This window comes from Thermococcus aciditolerans (assembly GCF_008152015.1).
GTDB lineage: Archaea > Methanobacteriota_B > Thermococci > Thermococcales > Thermococcaceae > Thermococcus > Thermococcus celericrescens.
Genome location: NZ_CP041932.1, coordinates 2,005,081 through 2,026,709 on the forward strand (window position 1 = coordinate 2,005,081; position 21,629 = coordinate 2,026,709).

Here is a 21,629-nt window from a genome sequence, read left to right on the forward strand (position 1 = left end):
ATCACTTCCGGAACAGGTGCCCGTGGGCCCTGTTCACGTGCCTGGTGTAGTCCTTGGATGTTCTGAAGAGCATTCCGCAGCGCGGGCAGCGGTAGTAGCGGGTGCCGTCGCGGTCGTGGAAGATAACCGCCTTCAGCTCCGCCACTTCCACCACCTCCGGACCTAGGTGAGAAAAGTCATTTTAAAATTTTACGGAGGGATAGGGGAGGAGAGGGGAATCAGACCCATATCCTGTTGCCCTTCACCTTCAGGTAGCCGAGGCTCTGGAGCTCCTTGAGGAAATCCTCTATGGCATCTTCGTCGAAGTATATGTTCACCCTCTCGCGCTCGCCCTCAACGACTATCGGCTCCCTCTCCATTATGGCCTCCATCAGTTCGTTCTTGCGTCTGTGCCTCTCGGCCAGCTCGAGTATGACGTCCGCCAGAACCGAGCGGGCTATGCCGTCGAACATCGCCTCGACCACGCTCTCCTCCGTGGCGTACTCCTTCGCTATCTCAAGCGCCTCTTCGACCAGCTCCCTGTCAACCTCCATAACCTCGACGAAGTATCTCTTTTCGAGGGTGTACTCCGTCACCATGCCCGTTTTAAAGCGCTCCTCTATGTCCTCCAGGTACTCCTCGATATCGTCTATGGGGAAGCGCAGCTCCACTCTGAGGACGTCCAGGGGCACCATTTCGTTCAGAACGAGCGTTCCGTCTTCCTCGGCAACGGCCCCAGTCTCTATAAGAGCCGTGACAACTATCAGCTTTCCGAGGTCCGACTCGTCAAAGAGCTTCTCCAGGCTCTTATTCTCCCCTACTTTCCAGTCTCGGGTTATCTCTTCATACGCGAATCTGAGCTCATCCAGGGCAGCCTCAACGGGCTCTATCCCCTCCGCTTTCTCGAGGAGCTCGGCGTAAGTTCCTTCTATGACGACGTAGTGTGATATCTGTGGGTGGACATCCTCCCTGGTTCTGTTCATTATCCCCGCCCTGCTCAGCTCCCTGGAGAGGGCGTTCATATCCTCCCTGCTAAGGACTTCTAGCCTCAATCGCCTCACCGAAAAAAGAACGGCGAAATGGTTATAACCTTTAGCCCTCGCTTCCCTCCACCAGTCCGGAGAGGAGGGCTTTCAGGGGTTTGTTGCTGAGCCTCCCCGCCGTCTCCCTAACCTCCTCCACCAGCTCCGGGGAGTAGTTTGAATAGAGGTAGAGTGCGTAGGCCATGAGCTTCGGGTCCCCCTCGGCCATCTCCTCCACAGAGCCCGCAAGAACCGGGTTGTTCAGCAGCTCCTCGGCTATGGCCCGCATCGTCTCCCGGTCATCCTTTTCGACGGCCTCTCTCAGCGGCCGGTAGAACCGCGTTAGAACGTCCCTTGCGAGCCGCTCCCTCTCCTCGAACTCCTCCATCGGGGTTTTCGGCTTCTCCCTCCCGCTCCAGAGCAGGTACACCGCGGGCGCGGCCAGGAGAACCAGGGCGATGACGATGTAAGGGAGCAGGGGGACGTTGAAGGAGTAGGGGAGGCGGTTCCTCATGAGGAGCAGGGCCAGAGTTCCGATGAGCATCCAGATCCCCATGAAGACGAGGTAGTACACCGTGTAGTCCTTCCTCTGGAGGGCGCGGTACCTCACGGGAGCGCCTATCTCCTCCAGGTATCTAATCCTGTCCTCCGCCATTTGAATTTCTGCTTCGAGGCGCTTTATGCGCCTGTCTATCTCGGCGAGGACTTCTTCCTTCCCCATTATCATTCACCCACCAGCAGGCGGGCTATCTTCTCACTCACCACGCTGAGTATGGCCTCTCCCTTCTCGGCGGTGGCGAGGGATGGGTCGTCGTTCACCCCGTCGGGGAACAGCTCCAGACCGATGTCTCTCCTTATGCGCCTTACCTTTGATTTGCTCTTCCCTCCTGTGGCCCGCTCCATCTTAACGAGCTCTGGCCTTATGGCCAGGATGACTGAGGTCTCGTCCTGGCCAGCGTGCCCCTGGCTCGAGCATATCGAAAGAACGTCCTCCCTGAAGTCTATCCACCAGTTGATGAGCCAGACCTCAACATCGGGAAACTCCTCGGCCACCTCTTCCGCCGCCAGAACCAGCGGCGAGTAGTTGCCGCCGTGCCCGTTGAGGAGGACTATCCTTCTGAACCCCTCGGCCGCAAACTCGCGCATTATTCCGTGCATGTATGCTTTGAAGGCATCGCCCCCCACGTTTATCGTTCCGGGGTAAACGTTGAGAACGAACGTGTGTCCGTACCAGACTGGAGGGGCTATCAGAACATCGCGGCCAAGCTCCCTGACCCTCTCGTCCACGCGCTTCGCTATCTCGAGCGGGGCGAAGGTGTCGGTCCCCAGTGGGAGGTGTCTCCCGTGGGCTTCAACGCTCCCAACGGGGATAACAACGGTATCAACCCGTCGTTTAACCTCATCAAAATCCGGCCAGGTGAGTTCTTCGAGCCTCATTCTCATCCCCTACAGGTTTTGCATCACGTTCTCATAAGCCTTTTCTATGCCCTCGGTGACCTTTTTCCATGAGTAGCGCTCCTCGACGGCCCTTCTGCCGTTGTTTCCGAACCGTCTCCTGAGGTCTTCGTCAAGGAGGAGCTTTTGAATGGCGTTTCTCAGCTCGAGTTCGTTGCCCGGGGAAACCAGAAGCCCGCTCTCGCTGTTCCTGATTATCTCCGGGATTCCTCCAACGTCCGTGGCGACCACTGGAACCCCCGCGGCCATGGCCTCCAGGATTACTATCCCGAAGGCCTCCGCCGTGGTGGAGGGAAGGACGAAAACGTCGGCCATGCCGAAGAGCCTCGGGAGGAGGGAGCCATCGACGTATCCCAGGAAGCGAACCCTGTCTTCTATCCCGAGAAACTTCGCCTGTGCCCTCAGGAACGGGAGCATCTCTCCGGAACCCGCCATGACGAGCGTTGCGTCGGTTATTCCTGAGAAGGCGTTTAAGAGGACGTGGGGGCCCTTTCTCGGCGACATCCTGCTCACGTAGAGGACAACGTCTCCCTCGATGCCGAGCTCCTCCTTAACACGCTCCTTTTCCCTGTCGCTGAGGGGCCTGAAGACGTCATCGTCAACCCCGTTAGGGATGACTCTCACCGGAGCGTCCGTGAAGTGCCTTATGAACGCCTCCGCAGCCCTGCTGACGGCTATTATCTCGTGGGGATACTTCAGGTACCTGCTGAGGAGGGGGAACGTCAGGCCGAGGGCCTCCCAGAGCCTGGATTCGTGGGCGAAGGATATGCTGTGGGTTGTGAGTAAAGTCGCCTTCCCCATTCCCCTGCCGGCCTTCACGGCCTTCAGGGCCAGCGGGGTGAATGCGTGGTGCGAGTGGATAACGTCGAAATCTTCCAGGAACTCGTTGAGTTCCCCTGTGGATTTCAGGCTGTAGGAGAGGTTTACCTCAAGGACCGGGCTGATGACTCCAGGGATTTTTACGAGTTCGATTCCTTTCGCCTCCAGCTCTTCTTCCTTCCCCGTTTTCTTGTCGTTCGTGACCACGGCAACCTCGTATCCCCTCTCCCTGAGCTTTAGGGCCAGGTGATGCATGTGACTTGCAACGCCGCCTATCTTGGGGTAGTACCAGTCGCTCACCAGTGCTATCCGCAATCACACCACCCCTGATGCCCTGAGAACCAGGATCGCAACCATCGCAGCGTCTATGAGTCGGTAATTGGTGCGGAGACCGTAGACGGCGATTCCGAGGAGACCCAGGGTGGGCTGTGCTCCCGCGAGGGCCAGCCCCACTGCCCCCGCCGAAAAGATGGCAACGAGGGTCTCCGAGAGCCTCCTGCCGATGACTATCGGCGTCGTCCTGAGGCCAGCTTTAAGGTCGCTCTCGTAGTCCTCCAGGTGGTTCCTGAGCTCGAGGGCCAGGGAATAGAGGAACACCGCGGCGGCGATGCTCCACTCCTCCGCCGTGACTGAGCCGTCGAGGTAGGCCCCGTAGAGGAAGGGCAGGGCTCCAAAGAAGATGCCGTGGGAGAGAACGTCCGCCACCGGCCGCGCCTTGAGCCTCGGCGGAGCCGAATAGACGGTCGCCAGTAAGATCATCGACGCGTACACCACCAGCTCCCCCGTCCCGAGGTTGCTAGCAAGCATCAGCCCCAGCAGTGCCATGGCGATGGAAGAGGCAATCCCCGCCCTAAAGCTCAGCTCGCCGCTGGCGATGGGGTTTTTCTCCCTCTTTCTCGGGTTTATCGAGTCGGTATCCGCGTCGAAGCAGTTGTTTATCGCGAAGGCATAGGCCACGTAGAGGGCGAGTGAAATCAGGAACACGAGCACACGGGTGACATCGGGGGTGGCCCCCAAACTGAACGCGAGACCCAGGAGGCCCATGCCTATGAATGCCCTCCCATCGAGGATTCGAGCGTTTCTGATAACCGCACGGAACATGGCAGTACCTCCAAAAAGTTTTAGAAAAGTCGTCAGGCCCTCTCAAGGAGGTCCCTGACGTATTTGGGCATCTGGAAGAGGGTCTCGTGCCTCTCCGGGTCGTAGTAGTAGAGCTCGAGCTCCCTTCCCCTCTCGACGTCGACCTTCCTGAAATCGATGTCGCCCTTCACACCGACCAGGAAGCTCCAGGGTGATGCGTAGCCTATAACTGGGAAGCTGAAGTAGTAAACCCTGTCGAAGACCTTCTTCATCGCCCTGTAAGCGTCGAGGAGTTCGTTCGTGAAGAGATAGACGCTTCCCGCCTGAGTGATGTAGAGGCCCCTCTCGTTGAGCTTCTCGTAGGCGCTTCTGTAGAACTCCTCGCTGAATAGAAGCTTCGCTGGGCCGACGGGGTCTGTGGAGTCAACTATTATGACGTCGAAACGCTCGTCGGTCTCCTTCAGGTACCTCACCCCGTCGCCGATGATGAGCTCTCCCCTTGGCTCTTCCTTCTTTATGAGCCTGTCCAGGAGTTCCGAGGCAACGTCAAGGTAGAGGTAGGAGGCCTCGACGACGCCCTCGTCTATCTCCACCATCGTGGCCTTTTCAACCGTTTTGTGCCTGAGGACTTCCCTCAACGTGCCGCCGTCGCCTCCCCCTATGACGAGCACTCTCCTCGGGTTCGGGTGGGCGAGCATGACCGGGTGAACGAGGGCCTCGTGGTAGCTCTCCTCCCCAACTTCGACGAGCTGAACCGTACCGTCGAGGACGAGCAGCTTGCCGAAACCCTCTGTTTCATAAATTTCGAGGCGCTGGTACTCCGTCTGCGTCTCAAAGATGCGCTGCTTGACCTTGAAGCCAACGCCGTAACCGCGAGGGTACCATTCGATGAAAGCCCTTTCCTTCTCGTTGTATCCCATGAGTCTCACCGCCCTTAGGTAGGGCACGGGGTTTTAAAGCTTAAGGTTCTTCCCCACCGAAGAAATTTTTATAAGAGCTCCCCTGGAGACTACGGGTGATGAATCCGAGGATAAGGCGCGAGCTGGCTCGAAAACTCGAGCTGGCGAGGGATGGAATCGAGGATGGATCAGATACGGGGTCTGTCCGTCGTGAGTTTTTAGGGGGAACATGAGTAAAAGTCCTCCCCCTTAAGTCCACCCTCACGACGGACTTGGGGTTCATCAGCCTCAACTCCCCTCCGGGTTCATCGGGGAGTAAATCACTGGCCTCACCCCCGCTCAGGGCGACCCCAAGTCCCCGAAGGAAAACATTAAACGCCCCAACGAACTGCCTATCGGCCTTAAACCCGCAGTTGGAACACCCCACCAGCCCGTTTCGGGACTCCAACTTACTCCCACACACCGGGCAGGTGGAGGAAGTGCCAGCAGGATTGACCAGTTCAATTGGAACACGGTAAGAGAGTTTTTGGACAATTTTACCCCAAGTCGAACGGGATAATTTACGGTTGAACTTTCTCGAACCGTTCTCCAGCATTTTAAACTTGTTCAAATCCTCGAAGACGAAAACCGCATCGGGGAATTCCCTCGCTAATTGAACAGCCAACTTGTTGAGGAAATCCTCAATCCTGTTTCTCCTGCGGGCATAATACTTCTTGAGGAGTATTGAAATCCTCTTTGGAGCCTTCCTCTGGACGCTCTTGAGTCTGTCAATAATCCTGTCATAGGTTTCCGAAATCCTGTGCAGTTCACTCAAGTCAACCTTAATCCAGCCCCGTTCAGAGTGGTAAACGTCGAGACTCATCAGGTTGCTGTCAATTCCGATTTTAATTTTCTTGTCAAATTCAACCTCTTTTGAGAAAGTCAGGTAAACGTCCTTTCCTCTGATTATTAACTCGCCAACCTTCCAGTCTTTAATCCTCTCATAGAACCACTCGCCAGAATAGTCGAGTTCAAGGTATTCTTCCCTTGGTTTGACGGTTACTCTGATTTTTGAACCTTCAACCTTCATTAGGTTGTTTTAACTCGCACGAACTTTCTCTTCACGACTGGTTTTCTCATCTTCCGCCTTCCCTTGAGATAGTTCTGTCTCCAGCTCTCAAGGATTGAGCATGCTGTCTTTATCGCAGAATCAACGTAGTGTTTTGCGAAGGGCCAATTTTTGAGGAGTTCATTCCTCAGTTCTCTCTTGAACTCACTGGACTTTGGAAAGTAGGGGATTACTCGGGTTGTCTCGTAATACTTGTATCCCTTCTTTCCGATGGAGTAACGGTGTTTAACTTTCTTCTCTTTCCAAGTCGTGTTCTCCCAAATCTTGTCAATCGCTCTCTGGAGGAGTTTTTGATACTTGGTGAGGAGTTCCCCAACGTTCCAGTCGTGCATCATCCTGTAGGTAAGGACTATTTTCAATCCTCAACCTCCTCGATGAGCTTTTTCACGCCTTCCTTGAGTTTTTTGTATTTGTGCGAACGCATTCCATAGAGTTTTCCTGCTCCTTTGAAGGCTAGAGTCTTAGGGTTACCGTTCGCTTCATTTCAAAGTATGGTATGGATTTTAAGCCTTAAAAGAGTGTTGCTTTCCTGCTCAAAGGCTTGTTGGGCAGTTTACTGCATCCCCGTCGTGAACGGCGAGGCTTTCAAAAGAAAAAAAGTAAGGGCCACAGTGGAGGTCGTTTTGAGCCGGGAATGCACATCAGGGGAATACTGAGGAGTGCCGTTCAGAGGGCTGGGTTTGAGGTTCTGTGGATGAACGTTCGCCCTGTCGGCAGAGGTGAGTACATCGACGTCTGGGCAACGAAGGATAGGGCCAGGTACAACATGCTTTTCGAGAAAATCTCCCCCGGAGAGTACGTCCTCCTGGAAATTGAGAAAGTATGAAAAAAGGGCTCAGTAGGGGAACATCACCACGACGGCCAGCGCCGCGGCGGGCTTGTCTTTGACGGTTGCGCTGGCGCTCGCGACCTTGAACTCCGCCAGCTTCCAGCCGCGGACGGCGAAGCCCTCCTCAACCATCTTCCTTACCATCTCTTCGGCCTCTTCCTTCGTGCAGTAGCCGCTGTACTCGTAGATGAGACCGCCCTCGTTGTTCTCGCTGATGCCGATTCCAAGGGCAGCGCTTATGGTCATCCCGGGTTCGTCGCTCTCGATGTGGGCGTAGACCGTCGGGAGGAGCATGCCTATCGGCACGTCGTGAACCTCGTCGATCCACTCTATGTGCGCCGGAATGACGCTGCTCAGCCTGACGAGGTTAACGTTCCCTATGCCCAGCTTGAGGAGTGCGTTGTCAAATGCGTTCAGCTTGGTTCCGCCCTCTGCGGCGGCAGCACCTATAAAAGCCCTCTTGGGAGTTGTCCAGCTCATCTCAGCTTCCTCCTTTCTTCTCTCACGTATATGGCGATTATACGGCAAAGCAATGGTTCACTTACTCGCTACTCTGCGGGCGGCTTAAAAACGTTTCGCTATATCTGAAAGAACCTCTGATGGCCCGCCTCGTGGCCAGACCTCAGAGGTGAAGCAGGATTGAGCACTATGCGGCACTGCTGGACCTCTTTTTCTGATGGTGGTTCACGACCCTTCCGAGGGTTGCGGAGGCGAATATGCCGAGCACGCTGGCGAGGGATGCCATGGCGTACATGTGCTCGCTTAGAACTCCCGAGACGAAACCTATCTCGCCGATGAGGAGGCCGAGGACACCGAAGCTCGCTATGCCAGCGCCCCTGACGAGGCTCGTGGAGAGATCTGTCTTTCTCACGGCCAGAACCGACAGCGTTAGCCTCACCGCGTATATCGCGGCGAAGAACTCTATCACCACGAAGGACAGCTCTGTTTCGAAGTTCAAACCACGCCAGGCGAAGAATATCGGGGCGAAGATTCCGTAGGTGACTCCGCTGACTATCGTGGTCAGCCTGTCGTACTGCTTGGTACCGACGAGGTCGCTGTGCATCATCAAACCGGCGAGGAAGCCGCCTATGCTGAAGTGCATTCCTATCTCCTCGCTGATGAATGCGAGGGATGTGGAGAACACCATGAACAGTCCGAAAACGGCCTCATCGCTCTTGAGCCTGCGGAGGAAGCGTATTATGCGGACCTTCTGCTTTATGCCGAGGAGGTAGTTGATGTAGAGCAGGGTCCCCACGAAGGCGAGGTCCTTCAGCACGCTCGACAGTATCGGCCCGTAGTCGCCGGGGTTCTCGTTAAACCTTATGACCATGTAAACGAGGAACAGCCCGAATATCTCGCTTATCACCGCGTAGGAGAGAGCCACGTGGAGAAAGTCGCTCCCGAAGAACCTCTTGAGCCGGAGCACTATCGGGGCCGATGCTATTGACAGTATTGCCGCGGTTATGACGTTGTCCGGGCCGACGCGTCCCCCGGTGAATGGAATCGTCGTGAGGAACATCACCCCGTACGTGAGGATATAGAGAGGCAGGGTTCTCCTCCCCGCGTAGTGAAGCTCCTCGGGGGTCACCTCCAGGCCCGCGGATATCATGAGGAAGAACAGGCCCAGCTCCGCCAGCAGGGCCATCTGGTCCCTGGGCATGTTTACCAGGATGGCGCTCAGGATCATTCCCGCGGTGATTTCACCGAGGAAGCCCGGGTAGCCCAGCCTCTCGAATCCCTCGGCGAGCAGTCTTGCGAAAGCTATGATTACAAAGACGTAGCCTATGATTTCCATGGTTCCCTTATGGGCGGCGGATTTTAAAAATCCTTTTATTGTCCCATGCGAATTAGCTGTCATGAGGCACTATGAGATAGTCAGGATCAAGGAGAACGGCAAGGTTGAGCTGCCCCGGGATTACGCCTACGAGCTTGGCGTGGTGGAGGGCGCATATTTCCTCCTCGAGATAGACACCGACCTCAAGGAGGTTCACCTGGAAAGGGTGGCCCTGCCTGGAAAGAAGCTCGTAGAGGTTGAGCTCGTTGTGGAGGACCGTCCGGGGGTTCTGGCAAGGATCAGCGGTCTCTTCGGCAGGCACGGGGTCAACATACTCTTCAGCGAGTCGGAGGAGCTCGGTGCCATCGGACTGGCCGGCATCGTCGCGGTAGTGGACGTGAGCGGGATGAGCACAACCCTGGACGGCCTGAAAAATGAGCTCGCCTCCCTGTCCGAGGTGAAGGAGGTTCATCTAAACCCCCTGGAGTAGAATCATGGCTATGGTCATCATCACGAAGACCGCGGTGAGGATGTTCACATCCCTCCCGATTTCCCTGGGGCCGACCCCTGGGCTCCTGCCGAGAACCCCTAGCCACTTCAGGAGTGCAAAGAGGGGGAGCGCGGAGGATAGATACAGGACGTCCCGGGGATTTACTCTTGCTCCAAGGTAAACGCCGGTTAGGAGGGCCGCCAGCGCCAGGCCAAGCGACGACAGCTTCCATGCCGCGGGCATTCCCGGGGCCTCACCCCGTCTCAGATGGTGGTTCAGTTTTGCGAAGGAAGTGAGTGTCCCGATGCTTCCCAATGGGACGGCGAGCTTCCAGGGGCCCGACAGACTTTCGTAGAGCAGTTCCTTGCCGTAGGCTCCCACGAATGGTCCGATGCCCCCTATCGCGAGGCTGAGGGTGAGGACTGAAACGGCCATAACGGGCGCGTTCCTGTAGCCGAACTCCCCGAGCTTTCTGCTCTCCCTCCCGAGCGAACCCACCGCAAGGAACAGGCCTCCCTTGAATATGGAGTGTGCCATCGCGTAGTACGCCGCGCCGAGGAAGTTGAGGCTCCCAACGCCGAGGAGGACGTAGCCCATCTGGGAGACCGTGGAGTACGCTAAGAAGCGTTTCGCATTCTGCTGGAAGAGCGCCCCGGCGATGCCGAAGAATATCGACGCCACCGCCACCCCCATCACGGCCGCCCTGAAGGTTTCCCCGGAGGGGAGGGCGGAGAGGAGGAGTATCATCCCGTAGGCGGGGGCCTTAACAACGGCGCCGCTCAGAACCGCGCTCACGGGAGTCGGCGCGCTCGAGTGGGCGTCCGGGAGCCAGGAATGGAGCGGGAAGATGCCTGCCTTGAGGAGAAGCGAGGTAAACGCCAGTGCCAGGGCGGTGTTCAGCTCCCTGGACGGCCCGGCGCTCTCTCTGACGAGATCGACGTTGAGATAGCCGGTCTCCATGTAGATTATCCCGACCGCAAAGACGAATAGGTACGATGCCAGCAGGGACATTATGAGGTACCTGAACGCGGCCCTCTTGGAGCCCTTTTCGTCCGAGAAAGCCACGAGCGCAAAGGCCGATACAGATGCTATCTCGGAATATATGTAGAAATTGAAGAAGTCCCGTGCTATGAACGCTCCCATAAGCCCCGTGTGGAGGAGCAGAAGGAGCGCGAGAACCTTCGGCGTCTTTTTGTTCCTGAAATCGAAGTAGTACAGGGAGTACAGGGCGACGAAGATGAAGAGCACAAGCTCACCCGCGATAAATGGCAGGTTCGTCCGCGTCAGGGCGACCTCTATTCCCGCCTCCCGCGCCCAGCCCCCGACGATCTCCGAACCAAGCCCATTTAAGAGAACGACCGGAACCGGTAGGAGGGCCCCGAGCAGAAAAACTCCCTTGATTACGGTCCGTTTGACCTTCAGCACATCGAGGAGCATGAGTATGAAAGCAGCCAGCAGGGGCAGCGCGGCCAGCAGGGGTATCATTCGCCGTCACCCCCCATCCGCATTATAACCGCGAGAGCGAGGGAGGTTATCGCGACGTCCACGACGAGGGTGGTGAGCATGAGCGTTGCCGGGAGCGGGTCAACGGGGTCCGTTGGCATTATCGGCACGTCCTTTTCGGGGGAGTACGCGAGGCCTATGAAGAACAGGACAAGCCCGAGGGAGACGATGTTTATCGAGAGGACCAGCTTTATCGGCTCCCTTTTGGCCATCAGGCCGTAGATTCCAACGAGCATTATCAGGATTCCAGCATGCTCCGGACTAATCACTTTCGACCCACCTCAGCAGGATGTAGAAGACGAACGTGAAAGCCGCGCCGACCTCCAGCCCCACGATCACGTTGAAAGGCAGGATTATCCCTCCCTCCGTCGGCAGGAAGTTTGAATAGAACGCCCCCAGCCCGAGGCCTGCGATTCCGAGGAGCACCAGCAGCGCACCGGCGGAGCTCTCTATGAGGCCAGCCCAGTTGAAGTGGAACTTCCTCCGGACTTTGCTGTAGCCGTGTGAGGTGATGAGCAGTATCACCGCCACCGCCAGGATAACCCCTCCCTGGAAGCCGCCGCCGGGACTTACGTGGCCGTAGAGCATCAGATAGGCCGCGTAGGTGACGAGGAATGGGCTCACCATCTTGGTCGTCGTCCTCACAACGGTGCTCATCTTCACTTTTTCTTCCCCCCGAGGAGGACGTAAAAGCCGATGACGGCCGTGAAGAGCAGACTCGCCTCGCCGAGGCTGTCGTAGGCCCTCCATCCAGCGAGTATCGCCGACACTAAGTTGGGAACGTTTATCTCCGTCCAGTGGGTGACGTAGTACGTGTAGCTCCCTCCGTAGGGCGGCGAGTAGCTCAGCGAGAGGAGCAGAACGCCCAGTGCGAGCGTCAGGGCGGCGGCAGCGGCCCTCACTGCGTCACCCCCTTTATTGTGAAGAGGAACACCCCTATGACTATTGCTCCCACCACTATTGCGGAGAGGGCTACGTCGGGGGCGTTCAGCTCGAAGAGTGCCAGGATGAAGAGCAGGCTGAGGAGGGAGTATTTAACGACCGCACTGACCAGGTTCCTCTCCTCAACCACCGCAACGGCAAGGATCATCATCGCGAGGAAGACCACATCAAGGATTGTCCCAAGCATACATGTCCACCACGACTTTTGGCTTGACCCCGTAGCGATAGGCACCCCTCGCGAGGGCGTGGCTCACCATGGGGTTCATCATGGCTATAAGGAAGGCCAGGACGAGGAGTTTGGCCCTCACCAGGGCGGGGGCGTTCATGGTGATGATGAGGTAGAGGATTATGCTCATCGCCCCTCCAGTGTCGCATTTTGTGGCCGCGTGGAGTCTGGTGTAAACGTCGGGAAATCTGAGTATCCCGAGGGCCCCGAAGAGCATTACAGCTTCCCCGAAGAGGAGGAGCAGAACCTCAAGCACCGGCACCCCTCCTTTCCATGTACTTCGCCAGAATCAGTCCCCCGACCGAGTTCACCATGAGCAGGACTATCGCGAGGTCTATCAGGTAGTACTCGCCCCTCATGACGGAGACCAGTGCTATTATCACCACCACCTTCGTCGTTATGGTGTTCAGGCCCACTATCCTGTCGGGAAGGGTCGGTCCCCTGAGCACGCGGTATGTTATCAGCACCGCCGTGAAGACGAGCAGATAGAATGCGCTCACCAGAAGACCTTCTTGAGCCATTCCTCTATGTCCCCCTTTATTTTTTCCCCGGCCTTCTCCCGGTTGAGGGTTTCTAGGTCTATCCAGTGAACGTAGAGGTAGGTCTCGTCGAGCTTCTTCTTGACGTCCAGTGTAAGGGTGCCAGGCGTCAAGGTTATGGAGTTCGCGAGTATCGTTACGCCCGTGTCGGAGTGCAGGTCGGTCCTTATCTTGACGATGCCCGGGTTGATGTCCATGAATATTACGTTCCTGGCCACCTTCACGTTGCTCTCCAGCAGGCGGAAGGCCATTATCACCAGATACTGGGGCAGGTAGATGAGGGCGAAGTAGAGGATTTTCTCGAGTACGTGGCCGCTCCTCCTCACGTCTCCGGTCAGGAGATCGCGCATGAAGAGCGACACAAGGAGGGTAACCACGGCGCCGGTGATGAGGTCCCTCGGCTCCACGCTGGAGGTTATGACGACCCAGAACGCCATCAGGGCGAGCCAGGTCAGGGCCACCCTTTCCCAGGGCGGCAGGCCGGACGCCCCGGAGGTTTCGTGGAGAACCCTCTCGTTGAGGGTCTTCAGCCTCTCCTTTAGGTAGAAGGGGACGCGGCTCATGTGGTGGTTTAGGGTACGAGGGGTTATAACGCTTTTGCAATTGGCCAAAGGATTGCCCAGATCTGTGAAATTCGTTCGGAGTTCTTTGGGAAACACCGAAACTTTGTGCAGCCGAAGTGAAAACGGCGAATGCAGAATCCTTCACTCATGGAAAGGTTTAAATCTCTGCTCTTCCTACGAGAACCGGTGATGTTCATGATTGAAGTCGGAGAATACAGGGTTAAGGAGGGCCTTTACTACACGAAGGACCACGAGTGGGTCCAGGTTCTTGAGGACGGGACGGTCCTCGTCGGAATAAGCGACTACGCCCAGAAGGAGCTCGGCGACCTGGCCTACGTCGAGCTTCCAGACGTCGGCTCTGAGCTCAGCAAGGGCGACGTTCTCTGCGAGCTTGAGAGCGTCAAGGCCGTTTCCGAGGTCTATGCCCCGGTCAGCGGCGAGGTCGCTGAGGTCAACGCCGAGCTCGAGGACAGCCCGGAGCTCATCAACGAGGACCCCTACGAGAACTGGATAGTCAAGCTCAAGCCGAGCAACCTCGACGAGGAGCTCAAGGAGCTTATGGACGCCAGCGCTTACGCTGAGTACCTTGAGAGCCTCTGAGCAAGGCTTTAATACTTTTCTACTCTATTCCTTCTGGTGTTTGGCCATGAAGGTTCTCAAGGAGTGGGACGTGAAGGTAAAGCTCGTAAGGACGAAGAGGGGCGCTGTTCTGCACATGATCGAGCTTGAACCGGGCCATTTCTACCTCGAGCAGAACCCGCTTAAGGATTCAAAGTACGGTGTCGCCTACAGGAAGATAAAGGAGAATTTCCCCGAGTTCTACATGTTCTGGGAAATAAAGAACAACCGCTACACCGGCAAGCTCCTTGCCGGGGCGATCTTGGAGAAGAAGGAGATAGACGAGTTCGTCACCCTGCTCGCTAAGACGGAGGACTTCAAGAAGTTTGAGGAGATCCTCGAGGAAATCGAGGAGATGGAGGAGGAGTGAGCTCAGGCTTTGACCATCATCACCGCTGCGCGAGGCGCAGTCTCAGATACCCTAGAGTTCGTCATCGCTCGTTCAATGTTTTCTAGGGGAAAGTTAAAAACCCAGCGGCTCGGCCAGTATGCCCCTCGTCACCCTTCGGCTATCGTGAGGCTCCTCATCGCCAAGGAAAATCCGTGCTATGGGTTGAAAAACGTACCGCAACTACTGGGGCAGAAGTTAACTACTGGGGTGGTAGTTGAGGAGAAAGGAAGAGAGGTCAGACGTTGCCTTCCCTCTTCTTCGTGAGGTACTCGTGTATGGCCTTTGCGGCCATCCTTCCGTCTCCCATGGCGAGGATAACCGTTGCCTCTCCCCTTATCGCGTCTCCACCGGCGAAGACGCCTGGGATGCTGGTCATGAGATTCTCGTCAACGACTATCCTTCCGCGCTCGACCTTGAGGCCCGGCGTGTTGACGATGAGCCTGTTGGGGTGCTTTCCGATGGCTATGATGACGGTGTCGGCTTCGAGAGTCACGTATTCTCCTGTTCCGACTATCTTCCTCTTGCCCCTGCTGTCCCTCTCGTCGAGGGCCTTCATCTTCTCGAACTTAACCGCCTTGATCTTGCCGTTCTCATCGCCGATGAACTCGACCGGGTTGATGTAGAACTCGAACTTTATGCCCTCCTCCTTGGCGTGGTGGACCTCCTCAACCCTGGCGGAGACGTCCTCCGGGCCGCGGCGGTAGGCTATGGTGACCTCGGCACCGAAGCGCCTCGCGCTCCTCGCGGCATCCATGGCGGTGTTTCCGGCACCGATGACGACGACCTTCTTGCCGACCTTGACGGGGGTGTCGTACTCTGGGAACAGGTAGGCCTTCATGAGGTTCACGCGCGTGAGGAACTCGTTGGCGGTGTAGATTCCGTTGAGGTTTATGCCGGGCGCGTTGATGAGCCTCGGGGTTCCCGCACCGGAGCCTATGAAGACGGCGTCGTACTCCTCCAGGAGCTCCTCGATGGTGACGGTTCTTCCAACGACGTGGTCGGTGAGTATCTTGACACCGAGCTTCCTGAGCTTGTCAATCTCGCTCTCGACGATGCTCTTGGGCAGCCTGAACTCGGGGATGCCGTACATGAGCACTCCGCCCGCCTCGTGAAGGGCCTCGTAGATGGTAACGTCGTAGCCGAGCTTGGCGAGCTCGCCGGCGGCGGTGAGTCCTGCCGGTCCGGCTCCGATGATGGCCACACTCTGGCCCTTCTTCTCAATCTTCGGGATTATCTCAAAGAGGAGCTCCTCGTCTATGCCCTTCTCGCGGGCGTAGTCGGCCACAAACCTCTCGAGCTTTCCGATGTTTATCTTGTCACCGACCTTGCCCATGACACAGTTCATCTCACACTGGTCCTCCTGCGGGCAGACCCTTCCGGTGGTGGCGGGAAGGGAGTTGCAGGCCCAGATAACGTTGAGGGCCTCCTTAACGGCCTTGTCAGGATCGTCGCGGTACTGGACGAGCTTGCTTATGAAGCCTGGAATGTCGATGTGGACGGGACAGCCCTTTATACAGGGCGCGTAGTTGTAGGGGCACTGGAGGCAGCGCTCGGCCTCCTTAACGGCAAGCTCGAAGGTGTAACCGAGGTTAACCTCCGCGAAGCTCTTAATACGCTCCTCCGCCGGCATCTCCGGCGTCGGAACGCGCTCCTTGATGATCTTCCTCTTAACCGCCATTACTGCTCACCCCCCTGGAGGGCCTTCATGTACTCCTGCATGGCCCTCTGCTCCATATCCGTGTAGTAGCCGCTCCTCGCTATGAGCTCGTCCCAGTTCACCTGGTACGCGTCGAACTCCGGCCCGTCTATGCAGGCGAACTTAACCTCGCCGCCGACGGTGACGCGGCAGGCGCCGCACATTCCGGTTCCATCCACCATTATCGGGTGGAGGTCGGACTTCATGGGGATGCCGAACTCTTTGACTACGTTGAAAACGGCCCTCTGGTCTCCGGCGGGGCCGACCATGAAGACCATGTCGTACTCTTCCTTCTCGAGGAGTTCCCTGACCTTCTCAGTCAGCCTCTTGGTGACGTTCTTCATGTTGGTCGGGAAGTCGAGGTTCGGGTCGATCGGGACGGTCTCAAGGATGTGCCTGCCGACGGCTTCCTCGAGCTCGTCCTTGAGGACGACCATCGGCTCGAAGGTGACGTGGAGCGTCGTAACGTCGTTCCCGAGCTCCTGCCAGGCCTTGGCTATCGGATAAACCTCGACTATTCCGGTGTAGGCACCGATGGCGAGTATCTTTCCGAACTTCTCCATCTCGGCCGGGTTTCCGAGCGGGCCGGCGATGTTCAGTATCTCATCGCCCGGCTTCAGCTCGTTGGCCATCCTCATGGTGGTCCTTCCCCTGATGAACGTTATGAGCACTATCCAGCCCTCATCCCTGTCCCACATGACGGGTGTGAGCGGGATCCTTTCCCCGTTTTTGAAGGCCCTGACTATGACGAACTGTCCCGGCTGGACCTTCTTAGCCACATGAGGCGCGTGGATCCTGTACCATATGTTCCTCATGGCGATCTCTTTCTTTTCAAGTATCTTGTATGGCACAATGAACACCTCCGTACACAGGTTCAAACTTGGTCATCTAAAGGTTTGCAACCTGTGGTGTTTATAAAGATGTTGTTAACCAAAGGTTTGCTGAGCGGAAGGATCCTCGAGCGTGCTGGGAAAAGATTAAAAAACGTTCGCAAAAAGGGCTGTTGGGGGTAACGCTATGAAGCGTCTCGTTTATTACATATCAACACTGCTGGCGGCAGTCGCCCTCTTCTGGCCGGTGATCTACGGCAGCGTTCCGGCCCTGAGGGTGCTCCCAGGGAACCCTGTGATTCAGGGTATCGTGGGGCTCGTGCTCTTTGGAGGACTCGCCTACATGACTTTCGACGAGACCGCAGAAGAGACCGGCGGGATTGGAGAAAAAGAAGGGCTCACAGCTTCCTGATGAATGTTATGTATCCCGTATGGGCCAGCATAGTCGTCTTCGGCCTCATGCACTCCTTCTTTACCTCCTGCTCCCTGACGAGGACCTCGACGACCCTCGGTTTGTAGAAGTGCTCCTTGTACTCCTGAAACGCCTGGAAGAATCTGTGGACCTGGTTCATGCACGGGGTGTACGCCACGAAGTAGCCGCCGGGTCTGAGAACCTCAACGGCGTGAGGGAGGACGTTCTCTGGCTGAGGCAGGTCGAGGACTATGTGGTCGGCGTGCTCTTCATCTATGCCCTCGTAGATGTTCTTGAGCTTTATGGTTACCCTGTCCGAGAATCCAGCCAGCTCGATGTTCTTCTGGGCTATCCTGGCGAAGTCCTCGCGGCGTTCGTAGCTGATAACCCTTCCGTTTGGCCCGACGGCGTTGGCGAGGAATATCGTGAGCGCGCCGCTCCCGACGCCCGCCTCTATCACCGTATCGCCGGGGGAAATACCAGCGTAGGCGAGTATTATGCCGGCGTCCTTGGGGTGGACTATCTGCGGTCCGCGCTTCATCTTGGCTATTATGTCGTTTATGTCGGGTTTGAGGACCCTGAACTCCTCGTTTCGGTGGCTGACTATCGTCTCGCCGTACTCCTTCCCTATGAGCTCGCCGAGCTTGAGTATTCCCAGATCGGTGTGGAACTCCCTCTCCGATACCGTCACCAGGTAGCGCTTGCCCCTCTTATCGATGAGCAGAACCTTATCCCCTTCCCTGATCAATCGCTCCACCTTCCTTTTTTACTTTCAGGCCGTCCCGTGATATGTGGAACACCATCGAGGCGATTTCCTCGAGCATCGCTAGGTGTTCACTTCTCAGAACGCCCGCGTTTATAAAGTGTATCCCCACCCAGTCCTCCAGGGGTATCGTGCTGATGCCGGTTAGTATGGCCTTTATCGCCTCGTCCCCACCGAAGTGTATGTAGTGGCCGAGCCCGAAGGTGATGAAGTACTCCGGCTTTGTGGGGGAATGGCTTATCCTGCTGACGATGGTGTAGTAGTTCTTCAGGAACGTGTGTGAATCGTAGGCCGGAACCACCTCCCCTATAACGTCGCCGTAGCTGGTGGAGCCGGGGCCAATCTTCACGACCTTTATTTTTTTAATGAGTTCTATCACTCCCGAGTACTCCTTTCCGGAGACCTTTCGGGTGTAGTTTCTGAAGAGAATACCCCCAATGCCGAAGAAATCTGCCACGACGACCCCGTCCCTCTCAACGAGTGCCGGCAGAAGGACGCCCCACGAGAACTCTTCCACTGGATACGTGGGGGCGTACTCGAGCAGAATAACGTCTCCCCGGTTGGCCTTGCCGAAGATGTACTTCTCGAAGATGGGGATGTCCACGCGACTCACCAAAAGGGTTTTTAATGACACTTCTTTTAAATCTTGTCAGGTGGGAAGATGAGAAAGTTCGTGGTGTGGCCCAGCGAGCTCGACGCAAGGCTCAGCAGGCGCTACGGGAGGGCTGTGAGCAGGGAACTTGCCATCGACGGACCGAAGGTTCAGGAGATAGCCGATGCCGCGCTGGCCCTCGGGATGAAGGTGATCGAGCTCGATGAGGAGAAACTCAACCCCCGGCTGGCAGGTCTCGACGATGAGTACAGGCTCAGGGGAATGCTCCGAATCGAGAGCAGGCACCCTAAGGGCAAATCCCTGAGGATGCTTGGGCAGAAGATCAGGGAAATCAGAAAGACCCAGGTTAAGCCCCGGGGCAAGAAGAAACGCAAATCCGGGAAGAAAAAGAGGTGATCACTCCTCTTCTTCCATTTCTACGACTATGGCGGTAGTGGTATCGATAACGCCGTCGATGTTGTGTATGTCGTGGAGTATCTTCCTGGTGAGCTCGCCGAGGTCCTTCGCCTCGATGTGGACTATAGCATCGTAGGGGCCGGTGACGGCGTCGGCCTTGGTAACGCCCGGAATCTGTTTGAGCGCCTCTATGACGCTCTCGACTTTCCCAATCTCAACGGTCAGTAAAACGTACGACCTAACCATTTTTCATCACCGCGGAAAGGCTTTACGTCTCTATCTAGCCCTCCAACTCATTTAAGCTTTTCGTAGTTTTTTCGGATATCTTTGGGGAGTTGCATATTGAGAACGCTGCCTATAAGTAACCAATAGTGCGCTTAAGAGGCTTACACGGCACTAAAAGTGGTATCGAAAGATTTATTACCTCATCAATCCTATGGTATATGCCCTTAATGTATAGGGGTGGGTATTAATGAAGGTCAAGGGTTCAATAGCCCTGTTAGTGGTTTTTTTGGTGGTTTTTTCTGTTGCAGCCAGCGGCTGTATAGGTGGAAGTAGCGGTGAGACAACCACCATTCCGCAGAGCACCACGGGAAGTCCGACGGGTACCCAGACCACGTCTTCTGAGGCGACTTCCGGCGGTACCACCACGACATCAAGCCAGTCGACCACCCAGACGCAGGCCCCCGCGGAGGTAAAGCCCGGGATACTGGAGATGGGTGACGTCTACGTTGTCGTCACCGACAAGAGCGTCGTGGTCGTCGGCCCGAAGGGTGCCAGCCCGACCGTTGACATCCCGAGCGACAGGAAGGTCATAAAGGTCGAGTACGAGGTTGACACCGCCAACACCCCGGACGTCAAGACCCTCATGGAGAAGGGTCAGGGATTCGGTGCCATCGATCCGGCCTTCTTCCGCGATGAGCACGTCGATGCCCTCGTTGTGGCCGCCAGGCGCCAGACCGACCCGACCATAAGAACCGAGCTCTTCAAAGCTGTCTACATGCTCGGAAACAAGCTTGCCCCCGAGGTTATCCTCGGTCAGAACAAGCAGCTCCGTGTTTACTGGGACTGGGTCAAGGGCAGGTACTACCACCCGACCCTCGCGGAGCGCTATGACCTCCTGAGCGAGGACCAGAACGCCCCCTCCGTCAAGATCGGTATTAAGGACTACAAGAACGACCCCGAGACCTACACCATAGCCACCATTGGCTGGCCGGAGAGCTTTGACCCGGCCATGACCTACGAGACCTTCGGATGGGAGATTTGGCACGAGGTCGGTGACACCCTCGTCACCTACTGGAAGGAGGAGACCGAAGAGGTCAGCCCGGACCTTGCCGTTGCATGGGCCCACAACGAGGACGGTACCGAGTGGTACTTCCTCATCCGCGGCGGTGTCCAGGCCTACGACCCGTGGGACGACAAGACCTACCCGATCGACGCCACCGACGTTGCCTTCACCTTCCTCCGCGTTGAGAGGCTCGGTCACAGCGTCAGCTGGATGGTTGACAGCTTCATAGACGTTAACAACTCCGCCGCCATCACCGAGGACGAGTTCGACCAGTACCTCAAAGAGCACCCGCTCATAGCTGAGTTCAACGGCAAGAGCACCGAGGTCAAGAGCCTCGACGAGCTCAAGCAGTTCTTCGGCTACAGCGGTGAGACCGCTGGAGTCTTCAAGCTCGTTCTCCCGGCCCCGTACGCCCCGGTTCTCGGAATACTCGCCGACCCGTTCCTCAGCGTCGTCCCGATGGAGTACCTCCTCGGCGACAAGTACCAGGAGGCCCTCCAGGCGAGCGACAACGGCCACAACCCGAGCGCCTGGTGGAGCTACCTGAGCGAGGGCAAGAGCGACCCGACCCACCAGCTCATGCACAACAAGCCCGTCGGAACCGGACCGTTCTACATCGCCGACTACCAGAAGGACGCCTACATAGTCCTCGAGTACAACCCGCACTACTGGAACGCCACCGCCAACCCAGGCCACAAGAGGGTCATCTACGTCATCAACAGCGACGCCATGGCCAGGATCAACCTGTTCAAGACCGGCACCGCCGATGTCGTTGCCATACCGCCCGAGAAGATGGACACGGTTAAGGGCCTCGAGCTTCAGGGCTTCAAGTCCGTCGTTAAGACCGACATCCTCCAGCCGATACTGACCTTCCTCGTCTTCAACACCCAGAAGGAGCCCTTCAACGACCCGCTCGTCAGGGAGGCCATGGCCTACGCCGTTCCGTACGACCAGATCTCCCAGGTCGTTTACCAGGGACTTCTCGCCAGGAACTACGGTCCGATACCGAAGCCGTGGCCGGGCTACACCGAGGAGGGAATAATCAAGTACAACTACAACCTTGCCAAGGCCAAGCAGCTCCTCAACCAGGCGGGCGTTGACCCGACCAAGTACAAGATCGAGCTCATCTACAACGAGGGCAACAGCGCCCGTGAGAAGATCATGACCCTCCTGCAGAACGTCTGGAGCCAGCTCGGCTTCCAGGTTACCATCAACAGCTACAACTGGCCGACCTACCTTGACAAGACCGAGCACGGCGAGTACGACGTTTACATCGTCGGCTGGGTCCCGGACTACCTCGACTCCGACAACTGGGTTGGCCCGTTCCTCTACGGCGCCACCGAGTTTACGAGCGTCGAGGTAAGTGTCAGCTGATTCTGATCTTTCTTTTTTTC

The 21,629-nt window shown here is 56.8% G+C and carries 31 protein-coding genes and 1 pseudogene; 7 read left to right on the forward strand and 25 right to left on the reverse strand.

Annotated elements, in window-relative coordinates; genetic code table 11:
• Position 1 precedes the first annotated feature (1 nt).
• The 10 genes and pseudogenes from FPV09_RS10950 to FPV09_RS10990 form a co-directional block, all read right to left on the reverse strand.
• Positions 2 to 154, reverse strand: a complete 153-nt coding sequence (locus FPV09_RS10950; protein ID WP_240703224.1) for a DUF7128 family protein — start codon at positions 152 to 154, stop codon at positions 2 to 4.
• 64 nt (positions 155 to 218) lie between these two features.
• Positions 219 to 1,031: a hypothetical protein gene (locus tag FPV09_RS10955; RefSeq protein WP_148883857.1), complete on the reverse strand. Its 813-nt coding sequence runs from the start codon at positions 1,029 to 1,031 to the stop codon at positions 219 to 221.
• A 40-nt stretch (positions 1,032 to 1,071) separates the two neighbouring features.
• On the reverse strand, positions 1,072 to 1,728 hold the full coding sequence (locus FPV09_RS10960) for a hypothetical protein (protein ID WP_148883430.1): 657 nt from the start codon (positions 1,726 to 1,728) through the stop codon (positions 1,072 to 1,074).
• Complete coding sequence (locus tag FPV09_RS10965; RefSeq protein ID WP_148883858.1) at positions 1,725 to 2,438, reverse strand: creatininase family protein; 714 nt, start codon at positions 2,436 to 2,438, stop codon at positions 1,725 to 1,727. Before FPV09_RS10965 ends, FPV09_RS10960 begins: the two co-directional genes overlap by 4 nt.
• Before the next feature lie 9 nt (positions 2,439 to 2,447).
• Positions 2,448 to 3,590, reverse strand: coding sequence for a glycosyltransferase family 4 protein (locus FPV09_RS10970; RefSeq protein ID WP_148883431.1), 1,143 nt, complete (start codon positions 3,588 to 3,590; stop codon positions 2,448 to 2,450).
• The gene (locus FPV09_RS10975; protein ID WP_148883432.1) at positions 3,591 to 4,376 is read right to left on the reverse strand and encodes a UbiA prenyltransferase family protein; all 786 of its coding nucleotides are present in this window, start codon (positions 4,374 to 4,376) and stop codon (positions 3,591 to 3,593) included. It abuts the gene before it with no gap.
• A gap of 32 nt (positions 4,377 to 4,408) precedes the next feature.
• Positions 4,409 to 5,275, reverse strand: coding sequence for a polyamine aminopropyltransferase (speE, locus tag FPV09_RS10980; RefSeq protein WP_148883859.1), 867 nt, complete (start codon positions 5,273 to 5,275; stop codon positions 4,409 to 4,411).
• A 40-nt stretch (positions 5,276 to 5,315) separates the two neighbouring features.
• The gene (locus tag FPV09_RS10985) at positions 5,316 to 6,323 is read right to left on the reverse strand and encodes a transposase (RefSeq protein WP_246112269.1); all 1,008 of its coding nucleotides are present in this window, start codon (positions 6,321 to 6,323) and stop codon (positions 5,316 to 5,318) included.
• Positions 6,323 to 6,721: a hypothetical protein gene (locus FPV09_RS12200; RefSeq protein WP_246112270.1), complete on the reverse strand. Its 399-nt coding sequence runs from the start codon at positions 6,719 to 6,721 to the stop codon at positions 6,323 to 6,325. The genes FPV09_RS10985 and FPV09_RS12200 overlap by 1 nt, the downstream gene beginning before the upstream one ends.
• A pseudogene (locus FPV09_RS10990) lies at positions 6,718 to 6,804 on the reverse strand (IS607 family transposase); the annotation flags it as partial. The gene FPV09_RS12200 and the pseudogene FPV09_RS10990, both read right to left, overlap by 4 nt.
• A gap of 192 nt (positions 6,805 to 6,996) precedes the next feature.
• On the opposite strand from FPV09_RS10990, the gene FPV09_RS10995 reads away from it, so the two are divergent.
• Complete coding sequence (locus FPV09_RS10995) at positions 6,997 to 7,188, forward strand: hypothetical protein (protein WP_210411130.1); 192 nt, start codon at positions 6,997 to 6,999, stop codon at positions 7,186 to 7,188.
• A 9-nt stretch (positions 7,189 to 7,197) separates the two neighbouring features.
• On the opposite strand, the gene FPV09_RS11000 is transcribed toward FPV09_RS10995, so the two are convergent.
• Together FPV09_RS11000 and FPV09_RS11005 are read right to left on the reverse strand one after the other, a co-directional pair.
• The gene (locus FPV09_RS11000; RefSeq protein ID WP_148883433.1) at positions 7,198 to 7,671 is read right to left on the reverse strand and encodes a pyruvoyl-dependent arginine decarboxylase; all 474 of its coding nucleotides are present in this window, start codon (positions 7,669 to 7,671) and stop codon (positions 7,198 to 7,200) included.
• Positions 7,672 to 7,837: 166 nt separating this feature from the next.
• On the reverse strand, positions 7,838 to 8,986 hold the full coding sequence (locus FPV09_RS11005) for a cation:proton antiporter (protein WP_168194768.1): 1,149 nt from the start codon (positions 8,984 to 8,986) through the stop codon (positions 7,838 to 7,840).
• Positions 8,987 to 9,047: 61 nt separating this feature from the next.
• Here FPV09_RS11005 and FPV09_RS11010 point away from each other — a divergent pair, with 61 nt between their 5' ends.
• Positions 9,048 to 9,455: an ACT domain-containing protein gene (locus FPV09_RS11010; RefSeq protein WP_148883435.1), complete on the forward strand. Its 408-nt coding sequence runs from the start codon at positions 9,048 to 9,050 to the stop codon at positions 9,453 to 9,455.
• Here the strand turns inward: FPV09_RS11010 and FPV09_RS11015 are convergent.
• From FPV09_RS11015 to FPV09_RS11050, 8 genes are read right to left on the reverse strand one after another with little or no spacing between them, the layout of a single operon-like run.
• Positions 9,438 to 10,940 carry a proton-conducting transporter transmembrane domain-containing protein gene (locus tag FPV09_RS11015; protein WP_148883436.1) on the reverse strand — a complete coding sequence of 501 codons (1,503 nt, stop codon included), beginning with the start codon at positions 10,938 to 10,940 and terminating at the stop codon, positions 9,438 to 9,440. The genes FPV09_RS11010 and FPV09_RS11015 overlap by 18 nt on opposite strands.
• Positions 10,937 to 11,227 (reverse strand): cation:proton antiporter subunit C, encoded by a 291-nt coding sequence (locus FPV09_RS11020; RefSeq protein ID WP_058938698.1) that lies wholly within the window; start codon positions 11,225 to 11,227, stop codon positions 10,937 to 10,939. The genes FPV09_RS11015 and FPV09_RS11020 overlap by 4 nt, the downstream gene beginning before the upstream one ends.
• Positions 11,220 to 11,621 carry a Na(+)/H(+) antiporter subunit B gene (locus tag FPV09_RS11025; protein WP_148883437.1) on the reverse strand — a complete coding sequence of 134 codons (402 nt, stop codon included), beginning with the start codon at positions 11,619 to 11,621 and terminating at the stop codon, positions 11,220 to 11,222. The genes FPV09_RS11020 and FPV09_RS11025 overlap by 8 nt, the downstream gene beginning before the upstream one ends.
• On the reverse strand, positions 11,618 to 11,860 hold the full coding sequence (locus FPV09_RS11030; protein ID WP_148883438.1) for a hypothetical protein: 243 nt from the start codon (positions 11,858 to 11,860) through the stop codon (positions 11,618 to 11,620). Before FPV09_RS11030 ends, FPV09_RS11025 begins: the two co-directional genes overlap by 4 nt.
• Positions 11,857 to 12,087 (reverse strand): hydrogenase subunit MbhD domain-containing protein, encoded by a 231-nt coding sequence (locus tag FPV09_RS11035; RefSeq protein ID WP_148883439.1) that lies wholly within the window; start codon positions 12,085 to 12,087, stop codon positions 11,857 to 11,859. Before FPV09_RS11035 ends, FPV09_RS11030 begins: the two co-directional genes overlap by 4 nt.
• A complete protein-coding gene (mnhG, locus tag FPV09_RS11040; protein ID WP_058938701.1) occupies positions 12,068 to 12,382 on the reverse strand; it encodes a monovalent cation/H(+) antiporter subunit G in 315 nt (104 codons plus the stop codon). Before mnhG ends, FPV09_RS11035 begins: the two co-directional genes overlap by 20 nt.
• Complete coding sequence (locus FPV09_RS11045; RefSeq protein ID WP_058938702.1) at positions 12,375 to 12,647, reverse strand: monovalent cation/H+ antiporter complex subunit F; 273 nt, start codon at positions 12,645 to 12,647, stop codon at positions 12,375 to 12,377. Before FPV09_RS11045 ends, mnhG begins: the two co-directional genes overlap by 8 nt.
• Positions 12,623 to 13,228: a Na+/H+ antiporter subunit E gene (locus tag FPV09_RS11050; protein WP_148883440.1), complete on the reverse strand. Its 606-nt coding sequence runs from the start codon at positions 13,226 to 13,228 to the stop codon at positions 12,623 to 12,625. Before FPV09_RS11050 ends, FPV09_RS11045 begins: the two co-directional genes overlap by 25 nt.
• Before the next feature lie 195 nt (positions 13,229 to 13,423).
• On the opposite strand from FPV09_RS11050, the gene gcvH reads away from it, so the two are divergent.
• Both gcvH and FPV09_RS11060 read left to right on the forward strand, forming a co-directional pair.
• Positions 13,424 to 13,828, forward strand: coding sequence for a glycine cleavage system protein GcvH (gcvH, locus tag FPV09_RS11055; protein WP_148883860.1), 405 nt, complete (start codon positions 13,424 to 13,426; stop codon positions 13,826 to 13,828).
• Positions 13,829 to 13,874: 46 nt separating this feature from the next.
• Positions 13,875 to 14,216: a DUF7132 family protein gene (locus FPV09_RS11060; protein WP_139681345.1), complete on the forward strand. Its 342-nt coding sequence runs from the start codon at positions 13,875 to 13,877 to the stop codon at positions 14,214 to 14,216.
• A 256-nt stretch (positions 14,217 to 14,472) separates the two neighbouring features.
• Here FPV09_RS11060 and gltA read toward each other — a convergent pair whose 3' ends face one another.
• The gene (gene gltA / locus FPV09_RS11065; RefSeq protein WP_148883441.1) at positions 14,473 to 15,915 is read right to left on the reverse strand and encodes an NADPH-dependent glutamate synthase; all 1,443 of its coding nucleotides are present in this window, start codon (positions 15,913 to 15,915) and stop codon (positions 14,473 to 14,475) included.
• Positions 15,915 to 16,748 (reverse strand): sulfide/dihydroorotate dehydrogenase-like FAD/NAD-binding protein, encoded by an 834-nt coding sequence (locus FPV09_RS11070; protein ID WP_246112349.1) that lies wholly within the window; start codon positions 16,746 to 16,748, stop codon positions 15,915 to 15,917. Before FPV09_RS11070 ends, gltA begins: the two co-directional genes overlap by 1 nt.
• A gap of 202 nt (positions 16,749 to 16,950) precedes the next feature.
• Between FPV09_RS11070 and FPV09_RS11075 the strand changes: the two genes are divergently transcribed.
• Positions 16,951 to 17,175, forward strand: coding sequence for a hypothetical protein (locus FPV09_RS11075; protein ID WP_148883443.1), 225 nt, complete (start codon positions 16,951 to 16,953; stop codon positions 17,173 to 17,175).
• Here the strand turns inward: FPV09_RS11075 and FPV09_RS11080 are convergent.
• Entirely contained in the window at positions 17,162 to 17,923 is a 762-nt protein-coding gene (locus FPV09_RS11080; protein ID WP_148883861.1) for a tRNA (adenine-N1)-methyltransferase, read from the reverse strand. The genes FPV09_RS11075 and FPV09_RS11080 overlap by 14 nt on opposite strands.
• Complete coding sequence (locus FPV09_RS11085; protein ID WP_245610418.1) at positions 17,904 to 18,551, reverse strand: DUF257 family protein; 648 nt, start codon at positions 18,549 to 18,551, stop codon at positions 17,904 to 17,906. Before FPV09_RS11085 ends, FPV09_RS11080 begins: the two co-directional genes overlap by 20 nt.
• Before the next feature lie 48 nt (positions 18,552 to 18,599).
• Between FPV09_RS11085 and FPV09_RS11090 the strand changes: the two genes are divergently transcribed.
• Positions 18,600 to 18,947 (forward strand): signal recognition particle protein Srp19, encoded by a 348-nt coding sequence (locus FPV09_RS11090; RefSeq protein ID WP_058938710.1) that lies wholly within the window; start codon positions 18,600 to 18,602, stop codon positions 18,945 to 18,947.
• On the opposite strand, the gene FPV09_RS11095 is transcribed toward FPV09_RS11090, so the two are convergent.
• The gene (locus FPV09_RS11095; protein WP_014789277.1) at positions 18,948 to 19,193 is read right to left on the reverse strand and encodes an Lrp/AsnC family transcriptional regulator; all 246 of its coding nucleotides are present in this window, start codon (positions 19,191 to 19,193) and stop codon (positions 18,948 to 18,950) included.
• A gap of 226 nt (positions 19,194 to 19,419) precedes the next feature.
• Here FPV09_RS11095 and FPV09_RS11100 point away from each other — a divergent pair, with 226 nt between their 5' ends.
• A complete protein-coding gene (locus FPV09_RS11100) occupies positions 19,420 to 21,609 on the forward strand; it encodes an ABC transporter substrate-binding protein (protein WP_148883444.1) in 2,190 nt (729 codons plus the stop codon).
• The last annotated feature ends 20 nt before the right edge of the window (positions 21,610 to 21,629 follow it).

Bases quoted from the DNA above. Each gene is read 5' to 3' on its own strand.
- FPV09_RS11075 (WP_148883443.1), top strand. From the start codon at position 16,951: ATGAAGCGTCTCGTTTATTACATATCAACACTGCTGGCGGCAGTCGCC.
- FPV09_RS10995 (WP_210411130.1), top strand. From the start codon at position 6,997: ATGCACATCAGGGGAATACTGAGGAGTGCCGTTCAGAGGGCTGGGTTT.
- speE (WP_148883859.1), bottom strand. From the start codon at position 5,275: ATGGGATACAACGAGAAGGAAAGGGCTTTCATCGAATGGTACCCTCGC.
- FPV09_RS11090 (WP_058938710.1), top strand. From the start codon at position 18,600: ATGAGAAAGTTCGTGGTGTGGCCCAGCGAGCTCGACGCAAGGCTCAGC.
- FPV09_RS11000 (WP_148883433.1), bottom strand. From the start codon at position 7,671: ATGAGCTGGACAACTCCCAAGAGGGCTTTTATAGGTGCTGCCGCCGCA.
- FPV09_RS11100 (WP_148883444.1), top strand. From the start codon at position 19,420: ATGAAGGTCAAGGGTTCAATAGCCCTGTTAGTGGTTTTTTTGGTGGTT.
- gcvH (WP_148883860.1), top strand. From the start codon at position 13,424: ATGATTGAAGTCGGAGAATACAGGGTTAAGGAGGGCCTTTACTACACG.
- FPV09_RS11005 (WP_168194768.1), bottom strand. From the start codon at position 8,986: ATGGAAATCATAGGCTACGTCTTTGTAATCATAGCTTTCGCAAGACTG.
- FPV09_RS10985 (WP_246112269.1), bottom strand. From the start codon at position 6,323: ATGAAGGTTGAAGGTTCAAAAATCAGAGTAACCGTCAAACCAAGGGAA.
- gltA (WP_148883441.1), bottom strand. From the start codon at position 15,915: ATGGCGGTTAAGAGGAAGATCATCAAGGAGCGCGTTCCGACGCCGGAG.
- FPV09_RS10965 (WP_148883858.1), bottom strand. From the start codon at position 2,438: ATGAGGCTCGAAGAACTCACCTGGCCGGATTTTGATGAGGTTAAACGA.
- FPV09_RS11035 (WP_148883439.1), bottom strand. From the start codon at position 12,087: ATGCTTGGGACAATCCTTGATGTGGTCTTCCTCGCGATGATGATCCTT.
- FPV09_RS10960 (WP_148883430.1), bottom strand. From the start codon at position 1,728: ATGATAATGGGGAAGGAAGAAGTCCTCGCCGAGATAGACAGGCGCATA.
- FPV09_RS11050 (WP_148883440.1), bottom strand. From the start codon at position 13,228: ATGAGCCGCGTCCCCTTCTACCTAAAGGAGAGGCTGAAGACCCTCAAC.
- FPV09_RS11010 (WP_148883435.1), top strand. From the start codon at position 9,048: ATGAGGCACTATGAGATAGTCAGGATCAAGGAGAACGGCAAGGTTGAG.
- FPV09_RS10975 (WP_148883432.1), bottom strand. From the start codon at position 4,376: ATGTTCCGTGCGGTTATCAGAAACGCTCGAATCCTCGATGGGAGGGCA.
- FPV09_RS11060 (WP_139681345.1), top strand. From the start codon at position 13,875: ATGAAGGTTCTCAAGGAGTGGGACGTGAAGGTAAAGCTCGTAAGGACG.
- FPV09_RS11045 (WP_058938702.1), bottom strand. From the start codon at position 12,647: ATGGCTCAAGAAGGTCTTCTGGTGAGCGCATTCTATCTGCTCGTCTTC.
- FPV09_RS11015 (WP_148883436.1), bottom strand. From the start codon at position 10,940: ATGATACCCCTGCTGGCCGCGCTGCCCCTGCTGGCTGCTTTCATACTC.
- FPV09_RS11095 (WP_014789277.1), bottom strand. From the start codon at position 19,193: ATGGTTAGGTCGTACGTTTTACTGACCGTTGAGATTGGGAAAGTCGAG.
- FPV09_RS11070 (WP_246112349.1), bottom strand. From the start codon at position 16,748: ATGAGGAACATATGGTACAGGATCCACGCGCCTCATGTGGCTAAGAAG.